This is a genomic window from Haloplanus ruber (assembly GCF_024494725.1).
Taxonomy (GTDB): Archaea; Halobacteriota; Halobacteria; order Halobacteriales; family Haloferacaceae; genus Haloplanus; species Haloplanus ruber.
Genome location: NZ_JANHDK010000001.1, coordinates 89,961 through 113,571 on the forward strand (window position 1 = coordinate 89,961; position 23,611 = coordinate 113,571).

Consider the following 23,611-nt stretch of genomic DNA (forward strand, 5'->3'; position numbering starts at 1 on the left):
CTTTCGAACTCCGAAACCAGACCGGGGCTGACGTCACTCATCGCGCCCCTCACTGGACTCCGGTGGTAGCTCAAGCTGGAGCACCGCGGCCGCGTACGTTTTGCCTTGACTGTCGTACCGGAGGCTGAACTGTCCGCCACCGTCGAGTGCCTCGCTAGCGACAAAATTGAACCCCAGTAAATTCGGCAGTCGATACCGGGTCACCGACCCGTCAACGAACGCATCAAACAACGCAGCGACGCGATCAGCAGTCAACTGTCGATCCAACCGACGATACGCAGCCTCGGATTCGGCGATGATCCCGATATTGAACGTGTTCGCCTTATCACCCGAGCGGCCGTACGCGATTTCGCCAACTCGAACGGCCTGCTCCGGCGACGGTGCGGCCTCACTCTCGCCGTTACTCACCGACGCTCACCTCCGGTTCGACGACTGACTGTGGCACCAGCGTCGGCCACACGTCGATAATCGGGCGTGGCCGTGGTCGCCCGCTGTCAGTAAGCCCGGTCACACTCGGCGGACCGGCCAGTGACAGCGGGGCGAACTCCGTGCCCAAGCGACGGAGGTCCTCACGGTCCGGGCCACGGGCGGCAAACCGGAGTAACACTTCGTTGTGGTCGTCACGGTCAGGCGCTGCTGGACCGTGTGCCGCATCGTGCCCGACGAACTCCGCACGCGTCTCCCACACTGAGAGGCCACGCTCCTCGATCCGTGACTCGATCACCGCCGCCGCACGCTCCGCTTTCGCGAGCGCGTCCGGGCGAGAGTACAGCATATTCCCCGCGACACGGTACCCGTTCGCAACGTGTACGCTCACCTTATACGAGTCCGGTGGCGATGACCCCTCACACCCCGTAATCGCCACCGTATCACCAGCAACTTCCGTAATGTCGGGCGCGGTGAAATCCACAGCCACGTCCGGCGTCAGATAGGCCTGCGGGTCGCCGATTTCGTACACCAACTGCTGTGCGACCGTCGCCCGCGAAACCTCCCCGCCGGTACCGTCCGGTTTGGTGAGTCGCATCCCACCGTCGGCGTCGACCTCCACGATCGGGTATCCGACGTTGTCGTACTCGATCGCCTCCCACTCTCGCGTCGAGTTCCCCCCTGTCACCTGAGTCCCGCACTCGATGAGATGTCCGGCGACGGTGCCAGCCGCAAGCCGGTCGTACTGTGTTCGATCCCACCCGTACTCGTGGATCAACGGGCCGAGCGCCAACGCCGGGTCGACTACGCGCCCCGTAATCACCACGTCGGCCCCCGCATCGAGCGCCGACGCGACCGGAAACGCACCCAGGTACGCCGCCGCCGTCACGATATCGTCCGCCACGTCTTCGTACGGCGTGTCGTCCTCGAACGGCTCCAACCCGTACTCGGCATGTAGCCCGTCCAACTGGTCCGTGAGGTCGTCGCCGGTCACGGTAGCGACAGTCACGTCCACGTTCTGCTCGGCGGCATGCTCGCGGACCCGGGCCGCACACGACGACGGATTCAGCCCACCGGCGTTCGTCACCACCCGCACGCCGCGGTCAATCAGTTCCGAGAGGTGTTCGGCAACGACGTAGTCGACGAAATCCGTCGCGTACCCCTTCTCCGGATCACGGTCGCGGAGCCGGTCGAGGACCCCCATCGTGACCTCCGCGAGGTACTCCAGTTGTAGGTATTCGAACGTTGCATCCGACGCCAAGAGCCGCTCAGTCGCATCCGGATAGTCGCCCCAGAATCCGGCAGCGTTAGCTATTCGAACGGTCATTCACTCAGCTCGTCGATCAGTTCCTCCGCACGGTCCTGCCGCACCGTCTCCTCGGCGACCATCCGTGCCGCCACTTCATCGACAAGATCGTCCGGTGACCCCGCCTGAACCGCGATATTCTTCGCATGCAGGTTCATGTGACCACGTTGAATCCCCTCGCTTACGAGCGCGCGAAGCCCCGCAAAGTTCTGTGCAAGCCCGACCGCCGCAAACACGCCGGCGAGGTCGTCTGCGGAGTCTACGTCGAGCAGTTCAAGTGCAGCCTCCGCCGTCGGCTGCAGTCGCGTTGCCCCACCGACGGTTCCAACCTGAATCGGGAGTTCGATACTACACGCGAGACGCCCGTCGGCATCCACCTCGTACGTCGTCAACGGCCCGTATCCGTCCTGTGCCGCGTATGCATGCGCACCCGCTTCGATAGCTCGCCAGTCGTTAAACGTCGCCGTTGCAACCGCGTCGATTCCATTCATAATCCCCTTGTTGTGCGTCGCCGCGCGGTACGGGTCACCGGCCGCGAACGCCCACGCATTTACGATCCGATCTCGGATCTCTTCGCCGGACAGTTCCACGTCGTCAGTCTCTAACGCGTCTGGTTCGACCGTACACGTCGCGCGAGCCAGTCGCCTGTCCGCGAGATTCGAGAGAATTCGGAGCGATACGTCCCCGCCGGTCAACTCCTCGATTTTCGGTGCGAGCGCTTCCGCCATCGTGTTCACTGCGTTCCCACCCATCGCGTCACGGACATCGACGATCAAGTGGGTGATGAGCATCTCGCCGCGCGGCGTATCGATAACCCGGGCCTGCACGTCCTCACACCCTCCCCCGTGTTCGACTAACACCGGGTCTTGCTCGTTAGCGCGTTCGATCAGGTCGTCTGCCGCGTCGAGCACCGTCGACTTAGCGTGATGCGGTGCCGGCACGTCCGTCGCCTGAATCTGTGCAATCATGATCGGCCCCGACACGTCGGTCGTGAACCCGTCAGTCCCGCGGGCCATCCGTGCCCCGAACGACGCCGCCGCGACGACACTCGTCTCCTCCACCGCCATGGGCACGAGCGTATCTTCGCCGTCGATACGGAAATTTGTCGCAATCCCAATCGGATACTCGAGCGTCCCGACGACGTTCTCGCTCACTCCGTCCGCACCGTCGACACCCAACGCACCTCCCCGCAGCGATTCAACTGTCTCCGGGTCGACGCCGGCATCGATCAACGCCTGTCGGCGCTCCGCGGGCGATCCCTTGTAGAAACCAGAGAGACGCGAATCCATACGGGTGAGTCCTGTACTGTCACTATTAATTTTGTGATGGGCGGACTCTTGCGATCTGTTCGTCCAGCGCTTCCCGCCTCGCTACGCTTGGCAGGAACGCCGGCCTGCTTCGTACTACGTTCACGAACGTGCGAAAAGGGAGTGGATTGGAGCGGGAAGATAACGCACCTCGCCGGTTCCCTTCGCGCCCGATTCCAGGCAGTTCGAGCCTTCTACCGGGACTCCAGAACGACCATGGAATCCCGAAAGAGCGAGCTAGAACCGGTCGATCCTCGAACCGCGCAGCAACTGTTCCTCGACCACAAGGAGACCGAATGCACCGAGTCGACGGTGCGCAATCATCGGTACCACACGAGCGAGTTCGTCGAGTGGTGCGAGGAGAATGATGTCGACAATCTGAACGACCTCACCGGTCGCGATCTTCAAGCACTCCGGCTCTGGCGGAAGGAGAGTAGCGACATCAATCTCATGACGCTCAACAACTACCTGTGCTCGTTGCGCGTCTTCATCAAGTGGTGTGGCTCCGTCGAAGCCGTCCCGGAGAACCTCTACGACAAGGTGATGAGGCCGCGAGTCTCACCCGATGACCAGCAGGCCGAAGAGACGCTGCGTCGGGACACGCGAATGCTCCTCACGGAACAGGGAATCGCTCCGGACTCCTATTTGAACCGGGCTTGAATCTGAACGAATTCAGTGTAGGGACATCCTCAATTGACGATTACAACGTCTAAGAGCCTTCCAGACCCCGCTAAACTTCTCGGCGGAAAGTCACCGGTTCCGATCGATCCGCCGGCAGAATTCCTCGAAGTCCTTGGCGCCCGCGTCGTCGGCGATGTCGTGGAGTGTCCCGATACTCACACTATCGTAATATGGAACCGAAACAGTACGGGATTCAACATCTGTCCATCGGGGGGTGTTCACTTGAGGATGTAGTGATCCCCGGCGATCCGATCGACCCAGAAATTCCCCTCGTTGCAGAGGACTTTGACAATACTCTTGCCGGAGAAATCCCGTTTGACCATTTGATCACGTGAGAGCGTCCGGCAGGCCGCCGCGATCCGGTGTGTTCTCGTCGGGATCGATTCCGAGATCTTGCAGTTCCTCCTCGGTGGGTTCACGTCCACCGTCGTCTTCGATCGCGTCGACGACGGCATCGAGATGTTCGAGGGCCTCGTCTTGCGTCTCGACTTGAGCGGACACCTCGATTTCAAGATCTCGGGCGGTCCAGGTGCCATCCTTGTTGTCTCGATGCCACACCATCACGATGATTTCGTCGTCGGGATTCTGGTCGAGGAGCTTCGACGGCCGGAATGCGGAGACATCGCGGGAAGTCTTCACGTCGATTTCGTAGCCAAACACCTCGAAGTCGTACGCGGAGAAGCTCTCGGGGTTGCACTTGCGGATCGCCTATTCGTTCTCCCACTCCCACATTTCGACGGGAAGGTACTCCCGGCAGAACTGTTCGAAGGCAAGTTCCCCGAGATTGCCGCGGCGCTTGGCGGGGACGTCGTCAGCGTCCTGTTTCACGGCCTGGTGGTGGGCACGTTTGCGGTCGATGTCATCAGGGGTATAGAGGTACACTACGTTGACATCTGAAAGTGACGAGATGAATGTACCGGCAGCCGAAGCCGAGACGAATTATCAAATATTCTACTGAATGGCCGATTGTGACACCCTAGTTTTATGCAAATATATTCCCAATAGGAATCCTATGCCTGTTGGGAAAGAAAAGACCACGATCGCGCTGGAGTATCCATTTCCGAGCGATCGAGTATTCCGCTATCAGGCGATGCAGGATCTCCTCGGACTGCTAATCGAAGGGCCATACGAAGAGTACACGGTGAGTCGACTTGCGGAGATGGTCGACGCCAACCAGGCGACGATTTCGAAGTCGGTGCGCCTGCTCAACGAGGCTGGAGCGATCCAGACCCGTCGAGATGGCAGAAAACGGTACATCGGTGTTCGTCGCGACCGGCTCTCGAAGCCTGATCCCGTCCTCTCGGTTCCACAGTCCGAATTCCACAAGCCACTCAAGGAACTCGTCGACCGAACACAGGAGGCACTCGACGACCTGGTCGGTATCCTCCTGTTCGGAAGCGTCGCCCGCGGGGATGCCGACCGCGCGAGCGATATCGATCTGCTGGTCTTCGTCGACGGCGACAGAACCCAGGCCCGTCGTTCCGTCCAATCCATCGTCAGTGACCTAGAGAAGACCAAGTTTGACGGGGATCGATTCTCGTTCGAGGTGCTGGTTGAGTCGACCGACAGCGCGAGACGGATCGGCGACCGTCTCCAGCAGCAGTTCGACGGCGGGATTACGCTCGTCAGCTCGGAGGAGCTGTCGACGATTCGCTCGGAGGTGTATGGCGATGGAGAATGACGACGTCACGGACGCGCTGGCCGCCGCGGAGCGGAGCTTCGAGCAATCACCCGAACGGATCGAGGAAGGGCTCGACGTCGATGAGGCGGAGTTGGTCCAACTTCGGCGTGCGTGCCGGCTACGTGCGGCAGCATCGTTGCTACTGGATCGGGGCTACTACACGGTGGTTATCGAATCGTCGTTCGTGGCGATCGAACGCACCATCCAGTTTCGCCTCATCCACGACGGTGCGATGGAGCCGTCCGAGGTAATCAGCAGCCATCGCCGGCTCTACCAGCGCGGGGCCGAGGTCGGGCTCTACGACGAGGAGTTCGCTACCGAGCTTGCCGAGCTGTGGAACCAGAATCGAACGAAAACGTACTATCGACTCGGGGTAGCGACCGAAGCGCAGGCAGTAGCCATGGAGGAGCTCGCAGCCGCTCTCCACCAACATCTGGTCGATGGAAGTCAGGTCAGTCACGAGTGTCTCTGCTGACCAGCCGCTCCAAAGTGTGCGACCGCCGCAACAGAGGATCTTGAATTAGCGGTCAACGGAAAGGCGAACTTATTGGCTCCTCCGCAGCAGATTATCAATCGTACCGCCTCTTCTGATAATGACACGTAAAATATATTTTGAGGTCAAATTCCAAACAGTAGTTGTATTTGAACTATTCAATTCTCTATCAAACACGGGGAATCCAGATAAGATTATTTATAATAAGAATGAGACAGCCGGATATGGTCCCTTGGCGGGTATATCAGGAAATAGGTCGGGAGCTGGATGTCCCCAGCGAAACTATGCATCGTGTCAATATTTTAGCCGATGGCGGGTATCTCATCTCAAACCAACCGCCGTATCTGAATTTTGAAATACCAGACGAGTTCGGGACCAGAAAAACGTGGCTCAAGGAACACCCCACTCAAGCGGTCGAGTTTTGCAAGGACACCTACGGCTCTGATGCCGCTGTTGCGGGTGCACTCCGTTGTGTCGGTGCTGAAGTGGTCAATTATACCGATACCGACGTTACGACTGGGTTTTCCATCCTCGCCTCTCACATCGATGGGCACATAAAAACAATCAAAACGGACGCCATCGACTCGGAGGTTGAGCGCGTCCGAACGTATTTTTCCAAGAATAAGCAGCAACTCAAGCGAATCGAGAAGTCCCACACAAGTGACAAGCAAACGTACAGGTATTGCGATAGCTGCGGAGAGAGACTGCCAGACCCATTCCCGTTCCGATGTACAGCCTGCGGTGCTCGGTTTCCTGCTTGGCCTGCTCTCGTTTACGATGAAGGGGAAGAAGAGAGCAAATCCAGATGGCGACAGCAGATGGACGTCAGAGTCGTCAGTCAGAACAGAGCCAAGAATTTCCTCGTCCTACAATCGGATACCTCACTCCCAGGGTGGGTTGAAGAAGGGGGTCGCGCCGGCTATATCACTGACTCGGGCCTGCAGTATCTCGGAAGCGTCGTCAACACCGATGGCAAGAGAATCCAAGTCGACTACGAGAGCACGTCCGCCGCTGGTCTTGCGAAGGGCCAGACGATAACCATCTGTAGCTCCGAATCCAGTATCGCAACAACCCAGCAATCTGGATTCCTGTACGAAGTTCGTCGCGATTTTGCAGGGTGGCGGGGTCCTGAAAAAGAGGACTCGACGGTTGAGAAACTTGCAACTAATGCACCCCGGTTACTGAACACGCTGGAACAAACTACAATCGACAGCTCAGCAACAAAGGAGCCGACCTCTTACGAGAGTTTTGACGAGTTCGAACTTGATGATTCCCAGAAACGAGTATTACGCAGGATGCTTGGTTTAAAACAAGGGGGGCTTTCACTCGTTGTCGGACCACCGGGATCGGGAAAAACGGAGGTTATCGCGAAAGCCGCACACGAACTCGCTACAGCCGGTGAGCGCGTGTTGGTGACCTCTCATACGAACATCGCTGTCGACAACGTTATCGAGAAGCTTGCGACACAAGACGACCATCGAGTCGTCCGAGCTGGTCGACCGGAGAAGCTCTCGAAAGGATCCAAGGAACTGATGCTGTCGAAGGTGATTGAAGATAGCGACGACGAGAAAATCTCCGAAGTACTCGACATGGTCGAGAAGCTGAAATCCGGCATCAGCACGCTCAACGACAAAATACGGAATCTCGAAAAGAACCGATCCGTTATCGAGAATGCTGCAGAGACAAACCCAGTCAATTCAACGAATGCTGATGAAGTAGCCGCCGAGATCGCCGCGAAACAAGAGAAGTTGACGGAGTCGAGACGCCTCATCCGAGAACTCCAGGAACAAGCGGAGGCTGCCTCAACAAGGGGTGCCGACATTACCGGAGCAACCATTATTCGCTCGCAGCTCGGCGGTCTCGCTCAAGTAGACTTCGACACGGTCATTATCGATGAAGCGAGCCAGATTCCGGTCCCGCTCGGTCTCTTGGGCATGGTGAATGCGAAAAAGTGGGTCGTCGTTGGCGATCACAATCAACTGCAACCAGTCATCAAAACGGTTAGTACGAATGATGGGAGTCCACCACCGGGTGCATCGATCTTTTCGTTCCTCAGGAACCGCTACGACATCGAACAGTGGCTCAAACACCACTATCGGAGTCATGAGGATATTATCGGATTCGCTCAAGAGCATATATACGAAAACCAAATTGAAATCGATGATACCTGTCCAGGAGGGATTAATTTGTCCCCGAAAACTCAATTTGCCTCAAAGGCCGAAGCAGTCGCTGCTGGCCCACCAGTAGTTTTCGTCGACGTGACCGGCGAGGAAGCCTGGCGCAAGCGATTCAGTGGATCGATCAATACGGCAGAAATCGAGGTCGTAAGAGAAATTGTCGGAGAGTTTATGAAAAACGGGCTCGCAGAAAACGAACTGGGAGTCATCACACCCTATCGCGGCCAACGGAGTATGATCGCCGACGAAATCCCGGAATATGGTGACGTGGAGGTGTCGACAGTTGACGGCTTCCAAGGCAGGGAGCGTGATGTTATCATCTGTAGCGCTGTCAACACCGAAAAGGGCGGGCTGCGATTTTCCGGAAATCCGAATCGTTTCAATGTCGCCTCAACGCGTCCGAAAAATCGCTTCATTATGCTGGGTAACCGTTCAGCGATCGAAGAGAACGCACCGCTGGGTAATACCCTTAGAAAATTCGTCCGGTATGCTGCCGATCGTGGTGGAATCTTCGATTGGCAATCCGGCGAGTGGACTAATGCGGAATCACCTGAACAAGTCTGGAAACCGGAAATGAATAGCATATTAGAGAGTCCACAGACCAAGTCAGATGAGCCTGAAGAGAGCCATGTGTACTCGCGGGTTCAAGATATCGTTCGTCTGGCTCCGACAACGAATAGCGAACTCGCGGAGGCTTGGGATATGGACAAAGGTAGAGATGCCTGGAAGTATCTAAGTGATGAGCTTATGGACTATTTCGAACGCGATTCGAATCAAAAAATACAGCCAACTGCGAAGGCTCAGGAATTGGTCTCCGCGAAGGTTGATTGAGCATCTGTTTCCGTCCGGTCGAGGGTGTCAATACTAGGTGATTCAGGATTCCTTCGTCTTGTGAATGAGTGGATCTGAAAGGATGACAATGCCCATCCAAATCCGAACGCGATGGAGTTGCCAAATCAACACGCTCGTCCGGAGGAGTACATCACGAGCGACGAGGAAGAACGGCGACGTCAGGGCTACGAAATCAACAGCTACTACGAGCGTTCCGACCCGCAAAGCTACGACTTGGAAGGCGATGGAGTCGAAGCCCGCGTCACGTACGAAGGGAGTGCGAACATCATCCTCGTCAATAGCGGACTACGGGACGCCGATGACGACGACCCCGATGGGTTCGCGCTCTGTATGGAATGTAACCGGTGGCTAACCAGCGACCAGATAGAGAGTCACACCGACGAAGACGACTCGGAGTGCTATGCGAATGCGTCTGAGGAAGCGATCAAGCGCGATATAGAGCTATTCTCCGAGGGGCAACACGACACGGTCACGTTGACGTCTCCGCTTCCGGCCGACATCGAGCCGCAGCGAGCAGAGGAATTCGACCGAACTCTCAAAGAGACCGTCTATCAGGGTATCCTCGTTGCGTTCGACCTTGAGGAAGAAGAGATAGACACGTTCGTCAAACCGGCGACGGGCGAACACGGACAAGTGACCATCGTGTTCTACGAGACCAGTGAGGGCGGAGCCGGAGTGTTGCACTCGCTGATGGACGAAGCGCGGTTTAGACAGGTTGCTCGAGAGACACAGACTGTCCTCCATGGCGATCCGGATGACGAAGGCTGCGAGCGGGCCTGTTACGAGTGTCTAATGTCGTTCTACAACCAGTCGGAACACGAACTCTTCGATAGAGCACTCGTTGAGACGTGGCTGGAAAGCATGGAAACTGCAGCGCTCACCGAAATAGCCAGCGAGAACCACGAGGGCGGAGATTTTGACGAGTTGCTGGAAGCTTGCGATTCCAACTTCGAGCGTACTGTCCTCCATGTAATTCGTGACGAGGGCTTTACGCTTCCCGACGAGGCCCAGCATGTCATCTACGATGGAGATGAGCCGGTTGCGAAACCGGACTTCTTCTACGATCGAGCAGGCACCGCTGTCGCGGTGTTCGTCGATGGACCCGCTCACGAGAAAGACTACGTCAAGGAAGACGATGAGCGAAAGCGGAGTCGACTGAAGCGGATGGGATACCGAGTCATCTCGGTGACTGACGAAAGCCAAGTCCCCAAGATCTGGGAGACGATTTAGCGGCATTAGAGCGTCTAATTCGCCCGAATTTCTCGTATGATGTCGTTCGTCAGCCGCCGCCAGATTAATCACGATCCTTGTACCTCATGTGTACTGAGTCCCGGACGGAGGCGAGAGCCGCACACGATCCGTATGGGTTCCGAAAATTCAGCGGGCACTCAAACGCCGGCTGAAAATTCGGTTCCGGCGCTACAAGCGCTAAAACGCGAGAAAACGGGAGGGTTGCGAATCGTGCGGATTACGGATGGGTTGGGGCGGATTCGAACCGCCGGCCTGCTCCGTGTGAAGGAGCCGTCATAACCGGGCTAGACCACCAACCCTCGCTGTACGCTGATACCGGCGACGCCGACTTAAGGATTGTCTTACTCGCTCGACCGGTATTGGCGGATGCGCTCGCGGGCGTCCTCGATGGCCGTCTTCGCCTCACCCTCCGCCCGCGTTTCCAGTTCCTGTAAGTCGTCCTGTAACTGCTCGAGGCGCGACGGCTCCGGTTCCGTCTCGTTCCCAGTGAGTTCTCGGAATCGCTCCTCCAGCGGGTCGAGTTCCTCCAAGACCCCCTCTTTCGCGTGTTCGCCAGCGCGGCCGATGTAGTACAGCGTGTCTTCGAAGTGTTTGTTCATATATGACCAAACGACGACAACAGATATATTTCTTGTGGTGAGTGACTCGGGTTATCATACGTCGTCACTGGTGGGCCGTCGAGACGGCCCGGTGGCCCGGGACACAGTTGCGACAGTCCGTCTCAGGATTGGCCGACGACGCGGGCACCGAGTCCCGCGACGACGGCGAGGAGAGCGGCGAGGACACCGAACCCGGGACTCGATCCGGTCGTTGGGGCGGGCGTCGCAGTTGATGACGGCGGCTGGGTGATCGGACTCGGCGTCGGACTCGCCGTCGGGGTCCGGGTCGGGGTTGCGGTCGGTCCGACCGGTGGCAGCGATACCGCGACGGCGACCGCCGTCCCGTTCCGACGGTACGGGTCGTCGGCCGCGTCGGGCGTTCCGCGGACGGCGACGGCCCGCAGGTCGCTCTCGGCGTCGACACCGTCGACGGGGACGACGACGACGGCGTGGCTCCCGGTGGCGCGGTACGCCGACTGGCCGGCGAGAGCGTCGCCCCGACGAATCTCGACGTAGCCGCCATCGGGGAGGGTGACATTGCGGACGGCGACGGCGCCGGCTGGCACCGACTCGCCGGCAACAGTTCGTGTGGCGTCGCTCAGCGTGGCACGGCCGATGGCCGCGGGGCGGCGCTCGACCACCTCGAACGGCTGTACGTCGGTTTCGTCGTCGACCCGCACGGAGAGGGTGTACGTCCCGGGTGTGATTGTGGCTGGTACGGCGAGGCGGACGGTCCAGACACCGTCGTAGCCCCACGTCTCGACGACGGCGAAGCCGAAGCGGTCCGCGTCGGGACCGTCAGTCACCGTCACGTCGATGGCGTTGTCGTCCGGTCGGCGGTTGGTCGTCCCGCGCACGACGAGCGTCGACCCGACCTCAACGGGGTGGACACCGGAGCGATTCGGGCCGTCCGCGGACACGACGTCGACCACCGCGATGGAACGCGGTGAGTCGGCGCCGACCGCGTTGGGTGTGCCGGGGACCCCGCCCGGAACGGCGACCGCGCCGCTAGGAGCGACGACCGAGAGCACCACCACGAACGTGGCGACGAATCCGAGCGCTCGTGTCAGCCGTGGCGTAGTCATCCGAATCGTCTCCCGGGCGACTCAGTACGTCGGGCGATCCTCGCGGACGCCGTCACGGGCGTTGACGAGACGACCGAACGTAAACAGTACGTCGGAGAGTCGGTTCAGGTAGGCGACCGCGACGGGGTTCACGGGGTCGGCATCGGCGAGGTCGACCGCTCGGCGCTCCGCACGCCTGACGACCGTCCGGGCGTGGTGAAGGGCGGCGCCGGCCTCGCTCCCTCCGGGGAGAACGAACGACGTCAGCGGGTCGAGTTCCTCGTCGGCCTCGTCGATCCACGCCTCCAGTTCCTCGACGTGGGCCTCGCCGACGGCGGGGTCGTCCTCGTCCGGGTCGGGCGTGGCGAAGTCAGCCTGGACGATGTGGAGGTGGTTCTGGATCCGTTCGAGGCGGTCGTCGACGTCGTCGTACCCCGTCGGTCTGATCGTCCCGATGAGCGCGTTGGCCTCGTCGACGGTGCCGTAAGCTTCGATTCGGGGACTCGTCTTCGAGACGCGGGACATATCCCGCAGGTCGGTCATGCCCTCGTCGCCGCGACCGGTGTAGACGGTCATGCCAGGGTTCGCTCGACGTACTGTACGATGTTGTCGCTTTCCGCCATCGTGACGCCGTGATCGTCGTCGATGAGGACCGGAACGGACCGCTGGCCGCTGACTCGTTTCACCTCGTTTCGTTCCGAGTGAAGCGCCTCGACCCAGACGGTCTCGTACGCGATGTCGTTGGCCGCGAGGGCGTCGTGAACGGTCTCACAGTACGGGCAGCCGTCGAGCGCGTAGAGCGTGATCGACATACCGCGCGTTCGGCCGCGGCGGTCAAGTAGCTTGGCCCGTCCGCCGAACGCAATCCATATATACGTCGCCGCCCCCGACCGTGTGTCCGACTCACACGGCCAAATCCCCGTGTAAGACCGTTAACGTCCCGAATTCGGGCGTTTCGGGGCCAAAATTTTTATAAGTCTTACGGACGTACCTCTGGTAAGGACCCACCCGCCGTTCGTCTCTTCGTTTCTCTCTCGGTACGGGGGCATCCGACACCAACCATGAGCGAAACCACGACATACAGTACCACGGACGCAGCCGAGCGAGAACAGGAACAGACAGACGAGCGAACGGGACCGAGCTGTCCCGAGTGCAGCGGCTCTCTCGTAACCGACGAGGAGCACGGCGAGACGGTGTGTGCGGACTGCGGGCTCGTCGTCGAGGAAGACGAAATCGACCACGGTCCCGAGTGGCGCGCCTTCGACTCTAGCGAGCGTGACTCCAAGTCCCGCGTCGGCGCGCCGACGACCCAGATGATGCACGACAAGGGGTTATCGACGAACATTGGCTGGCAGAACAAGGACGCCTACGGGCGGGCGCTCTCCTCGCGGCAGCGCGAGAAGATGCAGCGCCTCCGCACCTGGAACGAGCGGTTCCGCACCCGCGACTCGAAGGAGCGCAACCTCAAGCAGGCCCTCGGCGAGATCGACCGCATGGCCTCGGCGCTCGGCCTGCCGGAGAACGTCCGCGAGACTGCGAGCGTCATCTATCGGCGTGCGCTGAGCGAGGATCTGCTCCCTGGCCGTTCCATCGAGGGTGTCGCTACCGCGGCGCTCTACGCCGCCGCCCGTCAGGCCGGCACCCCCCGCTCGCTCGACGAAATCGCCACCGTCTCCCGCGTCGAGAAGATGGAGTTGACCCGGACCTACCGGTACGTCGTCCGCGAACTCAAACTCGAGGTCAAACCCGCCGACCCCGAGCAGTACGTCCCTCGCTTCGCCTCCGATCTCGACCTCTCCGAGGAGGTGAGCCGACAGGCTCGTGAACTCCTCCAGTCGTCGCGCGAGCGGGGCGTCCACAGCGGCAAGAGCCCGGTCGGTCTCGCGGCCGCCGCCGTTTACGCCGCCGCCCTTCTCACCAACGAGACGGTGACCCAAAGCGAGGTCAGCGAGGTGGCCAACATCAGCGAGGTCACCATCCGCAACCGGTACAAGGAACTTCTCGAAGCAAAGGGCGCCGCCGACGCCGCGTAGTTACTGGAAGCCGCGGCCGACGCCGTCGTCCTCGATCAACGCCTCCAGTTCCGCATCGAGCAGTTTCTCCGCCTCCGCGAACGTCTCCGAGAGGGTGTCCAGCGGTTCGGGGCGGTCCGCGAGGTCGAACGACATCGGCCCGTAGGCTGGACTGTCGACGGCGTCCATCACGTCCTCGAAGAAGTCCTCCGGCGTCGTCGGCGCCTCCGCGTGCACCTTCACCGTCTCGGCGAGTCGTCTCGCCGCCGACTCGGCCTCGTCCTCGTCGTCCGGCGGCGACTGCACCGCGAAGCGCCGGGGGCGCTCTTCGGTCGGGAACTGTGGTGTGAGTTCGTCGTCGAGCGACCGCGCGACCTTCGCCCCGACGCCGCGGACGTCGTAGGGATTTTTCGCGTACGTCTTCAGGTGGTAGACGCCAACGCCGGGGTGACCGAGATAGAGGTCCTCCCCGACGCCGTCACGGCGCTGTCCGGCGACGGCACGCCACCCGTCCGGGTCGACGCTCCCTTCGCTCACGTCGTCGAGAATGTCTTGCCACTCTCTGACCCGCATACGCCGCCGTTAGCGAGCGATCAACGAGAGTGTGTCGGTCGCGGAGACGCCCACCTTCATACGTCACGGGACGCAAACCGGGACCATGCCCGAAATCGAGATCACCCCGGAACAGGAGGAACGCCTCCGCGCCCTCCAGGAGGAGATTGCGCGCGACGTGGTCGGCAAGTACGGCCACGTCCGGCCCCGCGACGCCGTCGAGTATCTCCTCGACCGGTACGAACACGACGAGGCGGCCGATCCCGGGACCGCGACGGCCGACGCGGGCGACGCCACGACCGACGCGGCCGACGCGGGCGACGCGGGAGAGCCGACCGACGGCACCGAGGCGGCGACGGCACGGGTCGTCGACGACGGCGGTGACGACGAGAGGGGAGACGGTGACGACCAGGCCAGGGCGTCGAACGGCGACCCCGTGACCGGCGGCGACGACGACATGTTAAACGAGATGATGAGTCTGCTTGACACCCACGACGACAAGTGGGACGAATCCGACGGCGACGAGCGATACGCGGTGGCGTTGCCCGACGGCACGACCGAGCAAGTGCGGACCAAAGACGACGTGAAGGCCCTCCTGTTCAAACACTACCGATGACCGGGCTTCTGGACCGCCTCCGCTCCTGGCTGGGGTCCGTTTTCGGCGCCGAAACGACCGACGGTGACGACGTGTCCGCGGACGTCGACGGCCAGGACGCGCGCGACTCGCCGACCGTCGTCCATCGGGACGACCGCCCCCTAGAGACACCGTCGGACCTCGATCACTCGTCTCCCACGGAGTCGGCGCCTGTCCGGGGTGCGTCGACCTCCGGGGCCGAACACGAGGCCCCGTCTGATCCCACCGACGACGAGGAAGCTGAGCGGGGCCGGGTGTCCATCCCCGACGCCGAGTCGGTGGCCGGCGGCGCCGCCGACACGCCGGCGGAGGGTGATCGGGCGAACAGTTCGGGTGCCGACCCAGAGATGGCGGACGACCGGGGTGACGCGGACGACGACGCGGCCGACGGGTTCGCCTGCGCGGTCTGCGGGACGGCAGTCGACGATCCGACCGAGGCATGTCCCCTGTGTGGCGCGACGGACGTGCGACCGGACGGGGAACGCGGCGACGGCCACCACGAGTCGCCAGGGGGGCGTACCGCCGTGTCTGCGGCGGACGACGAGGCGGTCGAACGCCTCGGCGACGTGCGGGACGCCGGCGACGAGGAGGAGCGAGACGGGGGCGACGACGCACCCGCTCCGGACGGTGACGAGACCGGTTGACCCGCAGGCTTTTTCGCCGGCGACCGCCCACCCCCGGTCGTGAACCTCCGCGGGACGATCATCGACGTCGGCGAGGTGCGAAGCGTCTCGACACAACACGGCGAGCGTGACCTAGTCGAGACGACGATCCGTCCCGAGCGTCTCGACGGGGAGAGAGCGCCGGACGACCGTGAGATCACGGTGACCCTGTGGGGGAAGTGGACCCACACCGCCGAGCACGCCGCCGCGGGGATGGACCTCCTCGTGACCAACCCCGAGGAGACGGAGTTCCGGGGTGAGCGGGGCTACGCGACGACCAGCGACTCCTATGTCGTTCTCGAACCCGACTTCCTCGTGGACGTGACCGACGTGCGCTCGTGGGTACAGTGCCCGCGGATGTACTACCTGAACAAGCTCTCGGGGGTGCCCCTCGCCTACCCCGTCGTCAAGGGGACTATCGTCCACGAGGTGTTCGGCGACCTGTTGCGGGGGCGGGACCTCGACGCCGCTGTCGCCGACCGCGTCGAGGCCGCGGGCCTGGAACTCGGACTGCTCGGCCGCGAGGCCGCGGAGGTCCGTGACGAGGTGCGCCGGAACGCCGCCGCCATCGAGGGGTGGCTGGCCCAGGGCACCCTCACCGAGGAAGACGAGTGGCGCTCGGAGTACACCCTCATTAGCCCCACCTTCGGCATCAAGGGTCGCGCCGACGCCCTCCGGCGCGACAGTCCGGTCGAACTCAAGACGGGGAAAAACACCAAGCGCGACCCCCGCTTTCACGACAAGATCCAGGCGGCGACGTACGCCCTCTTGCTGGGTGAGTCTGGTGACCCTCCGAACACGGGGACACTCCTCTATACGAAGAACGCGGCGCTCGACCGGAGCGAGGCAAGCGGCGACCTCTCTCCGGCCAAGGAGTTCTCGGTCGGCCGCGGGCTGTTGGAGTTCGTCGTCCGCACGCGCAACGAGATTGCGGCCGCCGAGGCCGAGCGTCGCGTCCCCACGGGCTACGAGGCCGACGCCAAATGCGAGTGGTGTTTCGAGCAGGACACCTGCATGGTCGTCTCGGGGCGTCTCGACCAGGAGTCAAAGGCCGGGCAGGTCGGCACCGCCATCCCGGCGGAGGAACGCGAGTACTTCGAGGCGTTCTACCGCGCCATCGAGGACGAACGCCGCGCGGTCCACGCCGAGTACCGGAAGCTGTGGGAACAGAGCGCAACGGAGCGGGCCGCGGCCGACCGTGCGTTGATCGACTTGGAGCCGCTCGGCCGTCGGCAACTCCCGGACGGCGACTGGGAACTCCGGGCAGGGGTCCCCGACGGCGCCGTCTCGAAACTCCGCGAAGGCGATGTTGCCCTCGCCAGCGCGGGCGACCCAATCGGCGGTGACGCCGAACTCGGCCGCATCCAGGCGCTCGGCGACGAAGCGGTCGTCACCGTGGACGAACCGCTCGACCTGCGACGCCTCGACGTCTACCCCTCCGAGATTTCGGTCTCCCGGCAGTTGACCGCGCTCCACGACGCGCTCCTGAAGGGAGATTCCGAGCGAAAGGACGTCCTCTTTGGTCGACGTGAGCCAACCTTCCGCGAGGTGACGGAGACGTTCGTCGACAACAACGACGCCCAGAATACGGCGGTTCGGCGGGCCGTCGGTGCCGACGACTTCGCGCTCGTCCACGGTCCGCCGGGGACGGGCAAGACCTACACCATCGCTCACGTCGTCCGGGCACTGGTCGAACGCGGCGAGCGTGTCCTCCTCTCGGCGTTTACGAACCGTGCCGTCGACAACGCACTCGACGCCCTCCGTGACCAAGGATTCGCGGACATCGCCCGCGTCGGCACGGCCACGGGCGTCCGCGAGGACATGCGCGACGTACGCCTAGAGCGGCGGGGCGAGCCAAACGACCGGGCGGCCGCGCTCCGGTCGTCGCCCGTCGTTGCCGCCACCACCGCCACCTGTGGCTCTCGGGTGCTTCGCGAGGAGTCGTTCGACGTCGCCGTCGTCGACGAGGCGTCGCAGTTGACCGAGCCGGGAACGCTCGCGGCGATCAATCTTGTGGACCGGTTCATCCTCGTGGGCGATCACCAGCAACTCCCGCCGGTGGTCCAGTCCGGCGACGAGCGTCTCGCGACCTCGCTGTTCGAGCGCCTCCACGACGCCCATCCCGAGGCTGCGACCATGCTCGACAGGCAGTACCGCATGAGCCAGCGCATCCAGGCCTTTGCCTCCGCGGAGTTCTACGATGGCGCGCTCCGCCCTGCAACCCCCGAGGTGGCGGGCGGGACGCTCGACGACTTGCCTGGCGTCGACGGCGAGCGCCTCGATCCCGAACTCCGACAGGGGGTCCGCTTCGTCGACCCCGACGGGCGCCGCGAGGGGAACGCCAACCCGGCCGAGGCCGACCGGGTGGCCGCTGTCGTCGCGTCCTTCCTCGACGCTGGTGTCGACCCCGACGACGTGGTGGTGATCGCCCCCTTCCGCGCGCAGGTGGCCGAAATCAACCGCCGGGTGGACGTGGCCGTCGACACTGTCGACCGCTTCCAGGGGTCGAGCGCCGAGGTGGTCGTCGTCTCTTTTGTCGCCACCGACGATCTAGATGGGCCGATCTTCGAGGACACCCGCCGGGTGAACGTCGCGCTCACGCGAGCGAAGAAGGCGCTCGTCCTCGTCGGAGACGCCGCGGCGCTGGAATCGGAGCCGTTCTACGCCCGGATGCTGGACTGGGCGCGACGGTGACGGCCAGTCGGCTGGTCTCTCGCCTGCCTACGCCACGTCGACGCCCGTGATTTCGAAGCGCGCACCGCCGGCCGCACTCTCGGTCACGCGGACGGCCCAGCCGTGTTCCTCGGCGATTCGCTCGACGATGTGCAGTCCGAGTCCCGTTCCGTCGGAATCGGTCGAATACCCGCTGTCGAACACCTGCTCGCGGTCGTCGGCGTCGATTCCCGGGCCGTCGTCGGCGACGTAGAAGCCGTCGTCGACCGGTCCAACGGTGATCGTGACGCTCTCGTCCTGTTCCGGGGTGTCGCCCTCGGCCACCGGCCGGCCATCGGCGGAGCGATGCTCCACGCTGTCGTCGGACTCCGTCCGACTGCTCGTCGAACCATGTTCGACGCTGTCACCGGACTCTGTCCGGTTGTCCGTGGAACTGTGCTCCACGCTGTTGCGAAACAGGTTCTCAAGTAGTTGCTGGAGACGGCCCCGCTCGGCGACGACCACCGGCACCGTCTCGACTGTCAGCGTCGCACCCGGCGTTTCGACGTTCTGCCAGCAGTCCCGGGCGACGTCGGCTAAGTCGACCGCGTCCATCTCGTCGATGGAGCGCCCGCTCCGTGCCAGCGTCAAGAGGTCCTCGATCAGCGTGTCCATCCGGTCGTGTGCTTGCATCACCTCGTCGAGGTGGTCGCTGTCACACTCCTGACTGGCCAGTTCTGCGTGTCCGACCGCGACGTTCAGCGGGTTTCTGAGGTCGTGCGAGACGACGCTCACGAACTCGTCGAGGCGTTCGTTCTGTCGTTCGAGTTGCCGTTCGCGCTTCTTGCGTTCGGTGATGTCCTCGATGACGACTGTCCGTCCCAGTCGGACCTCGTGGCCGCCGAGGCGGGCCGGGCGGGACCGAGTGTGGTACACCGGCGACTGCTTGACTCGGACGTGGCGCCGGCCCCCGTCGGTCCGAAGCGTGATCTCTCGCTCGCTCTCGCCGGAATCGAGGGCGTCGAGAAGCGGCGGATAGCTGGCGAGCGCCGCTGTGACGGGGGTGCCGACCACGTCGGTGTCGACATCCAGGCGGTCGCGTGCCCGCACGTTGGCGTCGACGATCCGGTCGTCCGTGTCCAGCGCGAGGACGGGATCGGTCATGCTGTCGACGAGCGTCTTCCGTGCGATCTGTCCCGTCTCGAGCAGGTCGACGCGGAACACGCCCCAGAGCGTGACGAAACACCAGCCGACGACCCCGACGGTCGCGAGGTTGAACGCCGGGTGGATCGGAGCCAGCGACTCCCAGAGGAAGAATCCGATGCCGATCAGAAAGCCCACGACCGTGGCCACAATCTGCTCCCGATAGATCCCGCTTGCGTTCGCTAGTTCGACGATCAACAGCGTGACGCTGGCGAGGATGATCACCAGCGAGACGAGCGTATGGATCCAGAAGAGCGGGCCGTAGGTGGCGGTGAACACCCCCGCGGCCGTCAACTCCGGTGGCCCTCGAAACAGGTGGTGTGCCGGGTTGGTCAGCGACCCGACCAGAATCGCCAGTACGACGCCGGCGAGCGGCCCCGTGACCGCCGGCCGCAGGTACCGCTCGTGGCGGGTGAACTCGGCGGCCAGGTAGAACGATTCGACGGCGAGGGCGGCCGTCAGCGGGAGTTGCAGGCCTGTGACTAACTCCCACAACAACGGACCGCCGACGGTCGACTCGGCGACGCTCGTCGCCGCGTACGCGACACCCGTGACCGCCATCGCCAGCAGAGGCGTCCCGCCCGGCCTGTCGCGGTGGGTCCAGGCCACGGACGCGACGACTGCCGCCGTCGCTCCGACGACGAACTCTACCAGTACAAAGAGTGTGATCGACAGCTCCATCGGTCTACGTGATGGTTCGCGCCGATCCTACCATGTCGGAAAATGTTCTACCTTTGACATTGTGGCCCCCCAGCCGCCTTCGCCGATAACCGCGTTACCGTTCCGGTCAAAAATTCTGTCTCCTCCGACAAATGTCCGTTGGTCGACCGCTCGACACCGAGTCAAACCGGGGAACGGCCGCGCCGGCCCGGCGGCTTACCGGTCGGAGCCTGTCTCCCGAGAGCCGTCTCCGTCGAACGGGTCGACGTCGTGTCGCTCGGCTCTCTCTCCGAGTTCGTCCAGCACCCGTTCGTGGAAGTTCCGGATCGCCGCGTCCTCGTCCTCGGCGAGGACGGTGTCGGTGGCCGCGAGCGTCGCCAGGCCGAACGCCCGCGGTGTCGGTGTCTCGACCGTCCGCTCGCTGATCTCCACCTCCCCCGCCTGGATTCCCGCGAGCACCCGTTCGATGCCCTCGACGTGGAGTTTATCCTCCAACAGTTCTCGGTCGGTCTCTTCGATCACAGCGAACTCGTCCAGGTCGTCGGCCAACGAGAGGAGCGTCTCGCTTTCGACCTGTTGGCGCGCCGCCGACTTCTCGGTCCCCTTGTACCGTTTCAGGATCATCAACGAGCGCGTCGCGTCGATCCGGAAGTACCGCTTGCGGAGGTCGGTCCCTCGGAGGGCCGCCCGGAGGTCGTCCCGCACGTCGTCGGGGTCGAGACCCCGGAGGAGGCCAGCGACGTCAAGTCGGCGGTTCAGCGGCATCGAGAGGACGAACCCGTTGTCGGCGACGGCGACGGTGACGTTCGCCGTCGCCTCGCTGGCACACTTCGCAGCGAGGAGCCGCGAGAGGCCGTCGTTGCACCGCCGCCCGTGGACGGAGTGGACGTAGTATCGACGGCGGTACGCCTCTCGGTCGCGCACCTCCTCGATGGCGATGCGGGTCGGCGTCGAGACACTTTCCGGTCCGGCGAAGGCGACCTGCTGGTTGTAGAGGCGAGTCAGCGCCCGCACCGCCCGCTCCGAGAGGACGTCGCTCCGGAGCCAGTCTCGGGCTGCCGGCGGACCGCCACTGTCCAGGCGGGCCAGCAGGTCCCGCTGGAAGGCGAGAATCTCGCGCGCGAGGTCCGCCGAGAGCGGCAGGCGTTCGGAGTACCACGAGGGCACCGTCGGGCGGGCGGCGGTGCGGTCGACGTACACCTTCGAGCCACGGCGGTACTGAAACTCGAAGCGCTCGCCCCCGATGACGAACACGTCGCCCGGATCGAGCGTGTCGAGGTAGTCCTCGTCGAGTTGGCCCACCCACTCGTCGCCGCCGCGGACGAACACGTCACAGGCGAAGGAGTCGGGGATAGTGCCGACGTTCGTCAGGTAGATCATCCGTGCGAGGCGGCCGCGCTTGCCGATGAGGGGTTCGCCCACGTCGAAGTCCGAGTGGTGGTGTTCGCCCTCTGGCGGGTCGTTCCGATCCCGCCAGATCTTCGCGTAGACGTTGCGCTCCGCCAACCCCTCGTAGTCGGCAGTGAGGTACCGAAAGAGCGTCTCGAAGTCGTCGTCGTCGAAGGTTCGGTAGGGGTAGGCCCGGCGGAGGGTCGCCCGCACCTCGCGCTCGGGGCGGACCCCGTTGATCGCCATCCCGTAGACGTGTTGGGCGGCAACGTCGAAGGCGTTCTCGGGGACGAACACGCGGTCGACGAAGCCCGCGTCGGCCTTGCGCCCCATCACGGCACACTCGACCAGGTCGTCGCGGTCCAGTGCGACCACGCGCCCCTCGACCACTTGACCGACTTGGTGGCCCGCCCGGCCTACCCGCTGGAGGAGCGCCGCGACGGACTTCGGGGAGCCGACCTGCACGACCAGGTCGACGTGAGGCATATCGATGCCGAGTTCGAGGCTGGTAGAGGTCGTCACCACGTCCAGGTCGCCGCGTTTGAGTGCCGCCTCCACCGCGGCCCGGCGCTCGGCCGAGAGACTCCCGTGGTGGCAGGCGGAGCGCTCGTCGTCGTAGTCGTAGCGCTCCCGGAGCGCCTGCAGGACCCGTTCGGCCCCCGACCGGGTGTTCGTAAACACCAGCGTGTTGGTGTGTGAGTCGATCAGGTCGTGCAACTGGTCGTAGAAGCGATCACGGACGACGTCACCGGGCGTGGCGACTAGGTCGTCGACCGGGCAGTCGACCTGGAGATCGAATTCGCGGGCGAAGCGGGCGTCGACCACCTCACAGTCGCGTGGCTCGCCCCCCTCTCTGCCAACGAGAAAGTCCGCGACGGTATCGAGCGGTTCGACCGTCGCCGAACAGCCGATCCGGGTGGGGGAGCCGTCGGTGAGGTCTGCCAGTCGCTCTAGCGACACCGAGAGGTGCGTCCCCCGCTTGTTCGCCGCGAGCGCGTGAATCTCGTCGACCACGACGTACTCGACGGTCCGCAACTTCTCCCGGAACTTCGGTGAGTTGAGCAGGATTGCGAGCGTCTCGGGGGTGGTGTTGAGGACGTGTGGCGTCTCGTCCAGCATCCGCCGACGGGCGGCGTCGTCGGTGTCGCCGTGGCGGGTGGCCTGTCGCACCTCCGTCGACTCGCCCCGCGCTTCCAGTCGCTCTCGGATCCCGTCGAGCGGGTCTGCCAGATTCCGCTGGACGTCGTTGGCGAGGGCTTTCAGCGGCGAGACATAGAGGCAGTACACCGCGTTCTCCAGACCACCCGCTCGTTCCCGGCGAAACAGTTCGTTGATGATTGCGATGAAGGAAGCGAGCGTCTTCCCGCTGCCCGTCGGGGCACAGACGAGCGCGTTGTCCCCCTCGTGGACGAGCGGGATGGCACCCCGCTGTGGCGGTGTGAAGAAGCCGCCGTTCTCGGACACGTACGCGCCGAACCGGTCGATCCACCAGTCACGGACGGCGGGGTCGAGCAGTTCGAGGACGTCGACGTCGTCCGCCGCCGCGGCCAGTCGCTCGGGGACCTCCGCCTCGGGCCGATCCATCGGTACTACGTTGGCGCGGACGACCAAGTGGGTTGTGTCCGACCCGATCATATAAGTCTCGGCTGACGCTACGGTCGGTATGGGAACGAAGAAATTCACCCTCCTCGAACTCAACTTCGGCGACGGCACGGTGCAGATTGGCCCGGCGACACTCGGCAGGTCGTCGGACGACGACGCCCCGACCGACGACGACCCGACCGACGACGACCCGACCGACGACGCGGACGAAGACGACGCCGATGGCTGTGGCTGTCCCGGGCGCACACTCGGGAAACTCCTCCTCGCCCTCGGCGCCCTCGCGCTACTCGCTGTCGCCGTCTCGAAACTTCTCGGGAGTGACGACGACCTCGACGAACTCGAGGACCTCGCCGACCTGGACGCGGAGTGAGTATCCGGACCCCTTAACCGACGCCCGATCCGTAGGGG

General features: G+C 63.2%; 20 protein-coding genes, 1 tRNA gene and 1 pseudogene. 10 read left to right on the top strand and 12 right to left on the bottom strand.

Annotated features, from left to right (window positions below; translation table 11 throughout):
* Window positions 1–33 precede the first annotated feature (33 nt).
* From NO878_RS00430 to NO878_RS00440, 3 genes are read right to left on the bottom strand one after another with little or no spacing between them, the layout of a single operon-like run.
* The gene (locus tag NO878_RS00430) at window positions 34–408 is read right to left on the bottom strand and encodes an AtuA-related protein (RefSeq protein WP_256403996.1); all 375 of its coding nucleotides are present in this window, start codon (window positions 406–408) and stop codon (window positions 34–36) included.
* Window positions 401–1,753, bottom strand: a complete 1,353-nt coding sequence (locus NO878_RS00435) for an acyclic terpene utilization AtuA family protein (RefSeq protein ID WP_256403997.1) — start codon at window positions 1,751–1,753, stop codon at window positions 401–403. Before NO878_RS00435 ends, NO878_RS00430 begins: the two co-directional genes overlap by 8 nt.
* Entirely contained in the window at window positions 1,750–3,051 is a 1,302-nt protein-coding gene (locus NO878_RS00440; protein ID WP_256405441.1) for a hydroxymethylglutaryl-CoA reductase, degradative, read from the bottom strand. Before NO878_RS00440 ends, NO878_RS00435 begins: the two co-directional genes overlap by 4 nt.
* Window positions 3,052–3,255: 204 nt before the next feature.
* On the opposite strand from NO878_RS00440, the gene NO878_RS00445 reads away from it, so the two are divergent.
* On the top strand, window positions 3,256–3,699 hold the full coding sequence (locus NO878_RS00445; protein ID WP_256403998.1) for a site-specific integrase: 444 nt from the start codon (window positions 3,256–3,258) through the stop codon (window positions 3,697–3,699).
* A 405-nt stretch (window positions 3,700–4,104) separates the two neighbouring features.
* On the opposite strand, the pseudogene NO878_RS00455 reads toward NO878_RS00445, so the two are convergent.
* Window positions 4,105–4,602, bottom strand: a pseudogene (locus tag NO878_RS00455) (DUF7961 domain-containing protein); the annotation flags it as partial.
* A 130-nt stretch (window positions 4,603–4,732) separates the two neighbouring features.
* Here NO878_RS00455 and NO878_RS00460 point away from each other — a divergent pair.
* The 4 genes from NO878_RS00460 to NO878_RS00475 all read left to right on the top strand — a co-directional run bounded on the left by NO878_RS00460 (window position 4,733) and on the right by NO878_RS00475 (window position 10,153).
* Window positions 4,733–5,401 (top strand): nucleotidyltransferase domain-containing protein, encoded by a 669-nt coding sequence (locus tag NO878_RS00460; protein ID WP_256403999.1) that lies wholly within the window; start codon window positions 4,733–4,735, stop codon window positions 5,399–5,401.
* Window positions 5,391–5,876 carry a DUF8154 family protein gene (locus tag NO878_RS00465; protein WP_256404000.1) on the top strand — a complete coding sequence of 162 codons (486 nt, stop codon included), beginning with the start codon at window positions 5,391–5,393 and terminating at the stop codon, window positions 5,874–5,876. Before NO878_RS00460 ends, NO878_RS00465 begins: the two co-directional genes overlap by 11 nt.
* Window positions 5,877–6,118: 242 nt before the next feature.
* Window positions 6,119–8,902 carry a DUF5797 family protein gene (locus tag NO878_RS00470; RefSeq protein ID WP_256404001.1) on the top strand — a complete coding sequence of 928 codons (2,784 nt, stop codon included), beginning with the start codon at window positions 6,119–6,121 and terminating at the stop codon, window positions 8,900–8,902.
* A gap of 234 nt (window positions 8,903–9,136) precedes the next feature.
* Window positions 9,137–10,153 carry a Zn-binding domain-containing protein gene (locus NO878_RS00475; RefSeq protein WP_256404002.1) on the top strand — a complete coding sequence of 339 codons (1,017 nt, stop codon included), beginning with the start codon at window positions 9,137–9,139 and terminating at the stop codon, window positions 10,151–10,153.
* A gap of 245 nt (window positions 10,154–10,398) precedes the next feature.
* Here the strand turns inward: NO878_RS00475 and NO878_RS00480 are convergent.
* From NO878_RS00480 to NO878_RS00500, 5 genes are all read right to left on the bottom strand, one after another.
* Window positions 10,399–10,473: transfer RNA gene (locus NO878_RS00480), tRNA-Val, on the bottom strand.
* A gap of 42 nt (window positions 10,474–10,515) precedes the next feature.
* The gene (locus tag NO878_RS00485) at window positions 10,516–10,773 is read right to left on the bottom strand and encodes a DUF7553 family protein (protein ID WP_256404003.1); all 258 of its coding nucleotides are present in this window, start codon (window positions 10,771–10,773) and stop codon (window positions 10,516–10,518) included.
* A gap of 122 nt (window positions 10,774–10,895) precedes the next feature.
* Window positions 10,896–11,858, bottom strand: coding sequence for a DUF7282 domain-containing protein (locus tag NO878_RS00490; RefSeq protein WP_256404004.1), 963 nt, complete (start codon window positions 11,856–11,858; stop codon window positions 10,896–10,898).
* Between the two features lie 21 nt (window positions 11,859–11,879).
* Window positions 11,880–12,413, bottom strand: a complete 534-nt coding sequence (locus NO878_RS00495) for a cob(I)yrinic acid a,c-diamide adenosyltransferase (RefSeq protein WP_256404005.1) — start codon at window positions 12,411–12,413, stop codon at window positions 11,880–11,882.
* On the bottom strand, window positions 12,410–12,649 hold the full coding sequence (locus NO878_RS00500) for a glutaredoxin family protein (protein WP_256404006.1): 240 nt from the start codon (window positions 12,647–12,649) through the stop codon (window positions 12,410–12,412). The genes NO878_RS00495 and NO878_RS00500 overlap by 4 nt, the downstream gene beginning before the upstream one ends.
* Window positions 12,650–12,898: 249 nt before the next feature.
* Between NO878_RS00500 and NO878_RS00505 the strand changes: the two genes are divergently transcribed.
* Window positions 12,899–13,870, top strand: coding sequence for a transcription initiation factor IIB (locus tag NO878_RS00505; protein WP_256404007.1), 972 nt, complete (start codon window positions 12,899–12,901; stop codon window positions 13,868–13,870).
* Here the strand turns inward: NO878_RS00505 and NO878_RS00510 are convergent, their stop codons facing one another.
* The gene (locus NO878_RS00510) at window positions 13,871–14,422 is read right to left on the bottom strand and encodes a hypothetical protein (RefSeq protein WP_256404008.1); all 552 of its coding nucleotides are present in this window, start codon (window positions 14,420–14,422) and stop codon (window positions 13,871–13,873) included. It lies immediately after the preceding gene.
* A gap of 85 nt (window positions 14,423–14,507) precedes the next feature.
* Between NO878_RS00510 and NO878_RS00515 the strand changes: the two genes are divergently transcribed.
* The 3 genes from NO878_RS00515 to NO878_RS00525 are packed head-to-tail and all read left to right on the top strand — an operon-like array spanning window position 14,508 to window position 18,391.
* Complete coding sequence (locus NO878_RS00515; protein WP_256404009.1) at window positions 14,508–15,017, top strand: hypothetical protein; 510 nt, start codon at window positions 14,508–14,510, stop codon at window positions 15,015–15,017.
* Window positions 15,014–15,679: a hypothetical protein gene (locus NO878_RS00520; protein ID WP_256404010.1), complete on the top strand. Its 666-nt coding sequence runs from the start codon at window positions 15,014–15,016 to the stop codon at window positions 15,677–15,679. The genes NO878_RS00515 and NO878_RS00520 overlap by 4 nt, the downstream gene beginning before the upstream one ends.
* Before the next feature lie 39 nt (window positions 15,680–15,718).
* Window positions 15,719–18,391 carry an AAA domain-containing protein gene (locus tag NO878_RS00525; protein ID WP_256404011.1) on the top strand — a complete coding sequence of 891 codons (2,673 nt, stop codon included), beginning with the start codon at window positions 15,719–15,721 and terminating at the stop codon, window positions 18,389–18,391.
* Between the two features lie 27 nt (window positions 18,392–18,418).
* Here the strand turns inward: NO878_RS00525 and NO878_RS00530 are convergent, their stop codons facing one another.
* Both NO878_RS00530 and NO878_RS00535 read right to left on the bottom strand, forming a co-directional pair.
* On the bottom strand, window positions 18,419–20,233 hold the full coding sequence (locus tag NO878_RS00530) for a histidine kinase N-terminal 7TM domain-containing protein (protein ID WP_256404012.1): 1,815 nt from the start codon (window positions 20,231–20,233) through the stop codon (window positions 18,419–18,421).
* Window positions 20,234–20,428: 195 nt separating this feature from the next.
* Window positions 20,429–23,185 carry an ATP-dependent helicase gene (locus NO878_RS00535; RefSeq protein WP_256404013.1) on the bottom strand — a complete coding sequence of 919 codons (2,757 nt, stop codon included), beginning with the start codon at window positions 23,183–23,185 and terminating at the stop codon, window positions 20,429–20,431.
* Window positions 23,186–23,264: 79 nt separating this feature from the next.
* On the opposite strand from NO878_RS00535, the gene NO878_RS00540 reads away from it, so the two are divergent.
* Complete coding sequence (locus tag NO878_RS00540; RefSeq protein WP_256404014.1) at window positions 23,265–23,573, top strand: hypothetical protein; 309 nt, start codon at window positions 23,265–23,267, stop codon at window positions 23,571–23,573.
* Window positions 23,574–23,611 lie beyond the last annotated feature (38 nt).

Bases quoted from the DNA above. Each gene is read 5' to 3' on its own strand.
- NO878_RS00490 (WP_256404004.1), bottom strand. From the start codon at position 11,858: ATGACTACGCCACGGCTGACACGAGCGCTCGGATTCGTCGCCACGTTC.
- NO878_RS00505 (WP_256404007.1), top strand. From the start codon at position 12,899: ATGAGCGAAACCACGACATACAGTACCACGGACGCAGCCGAGCGAGAA.
- NO878_RS00520 (WP_256404010.1), top strand. From the start codon at position 15,014: ATGACCGGGCTTCTGGACCGCCTCCGCTCCTGGCTGGGGTCCGTTTTC.
- NO878_RS00435 (WP_256403997.1), bottom strand. From the start codon at position 1,753: ATGACCGTTCGAATAGCTAACGCTGCCGGATTCTGGGGCGACTATCCG.
- NO878_RS00500 (WP_256404006.1), bottom strand. From the start codon at position 12,649: ATGTCGATCACGCTCTACGCGCTCGACGGCTGCCCGTACTGTGAGACC.
- NO878_RS00485 (WP_256404003.1), bottom strand. From the start codon at position 10,773: ATGAACAAACACTTCGAAGACACGCTGTACTACATCGGCCGCGCTGGC.
- NO878_RS00535 (WP_256404013.1), bottom strand. From the start codon at position 23,185: ATGGATCGGCCCGAGGCGGAGGTCCCCGAGCGACTGGCCGCGGCGGCG.
- NO878_RS00530 (WP_256404012.1), bottom strand. From the start codon at position 20,233: ATGGAGCTGTCGATCACACTCTTTGTACTGGTAGAGTTCGTCGTCGGA.
- NO878_RS00515 (WP_256404009.1), top strand. From the start codon at position 14,508: ATGCCCGAAATCGAGATCACCCCGGAACAGGAGGAACGCCTCCGCGCC.
- NO878_RS00465 (WP_256404000.1), top strand. From the start codon at position 5,391: ATGGAGAATGACGACGTCACGGACGCGCTGGCCGCCGCGGAGCGGAGC.
- NO878_RS00510 (WP_256404008.1), bottom strand. From the start codon at position 14,422: ATGCGGGTCAGAGAGTGGCAAGACATTCTCGACGACGTGAGCGAAGGG.
- NO878_RS00460 (WP_256403999.1), top strand. From the start codon at position 4,733: ATGCCTGTTGGGAAAGAAAAGACCACGATCGCGCTGGAGTATCCATTT.
- NO878_RS00495 (WP_256404005.1), bottom strand. From the start codon at position 12,413: ATGACCGTCTACACCGGTCGCGGCGACGAGGGCATGACCGACCTGCGG.
- NO878_RS00540 (WP_256404014.1), top strand. From the start codon at position 23,265: ATGGGAACGAAGAAATTCACCCTCCTCGAACTCAACTTCGGCGACGGC.
- NO878_RS00470 (WP_256404001.1), top strand. From the start codon at position 6,119: ATGGTCCCTTGGCGGGTATATCAGGAAATAGGTCGGGAGCTGGATGTC.
- NO878_RS00445 (WP_256403998.1), top strand. From the start codon at position 3,256: ATGGAATCCCGAAAGAGCGAGCTAGAACCGGTCGATCCTCGAACCGCG.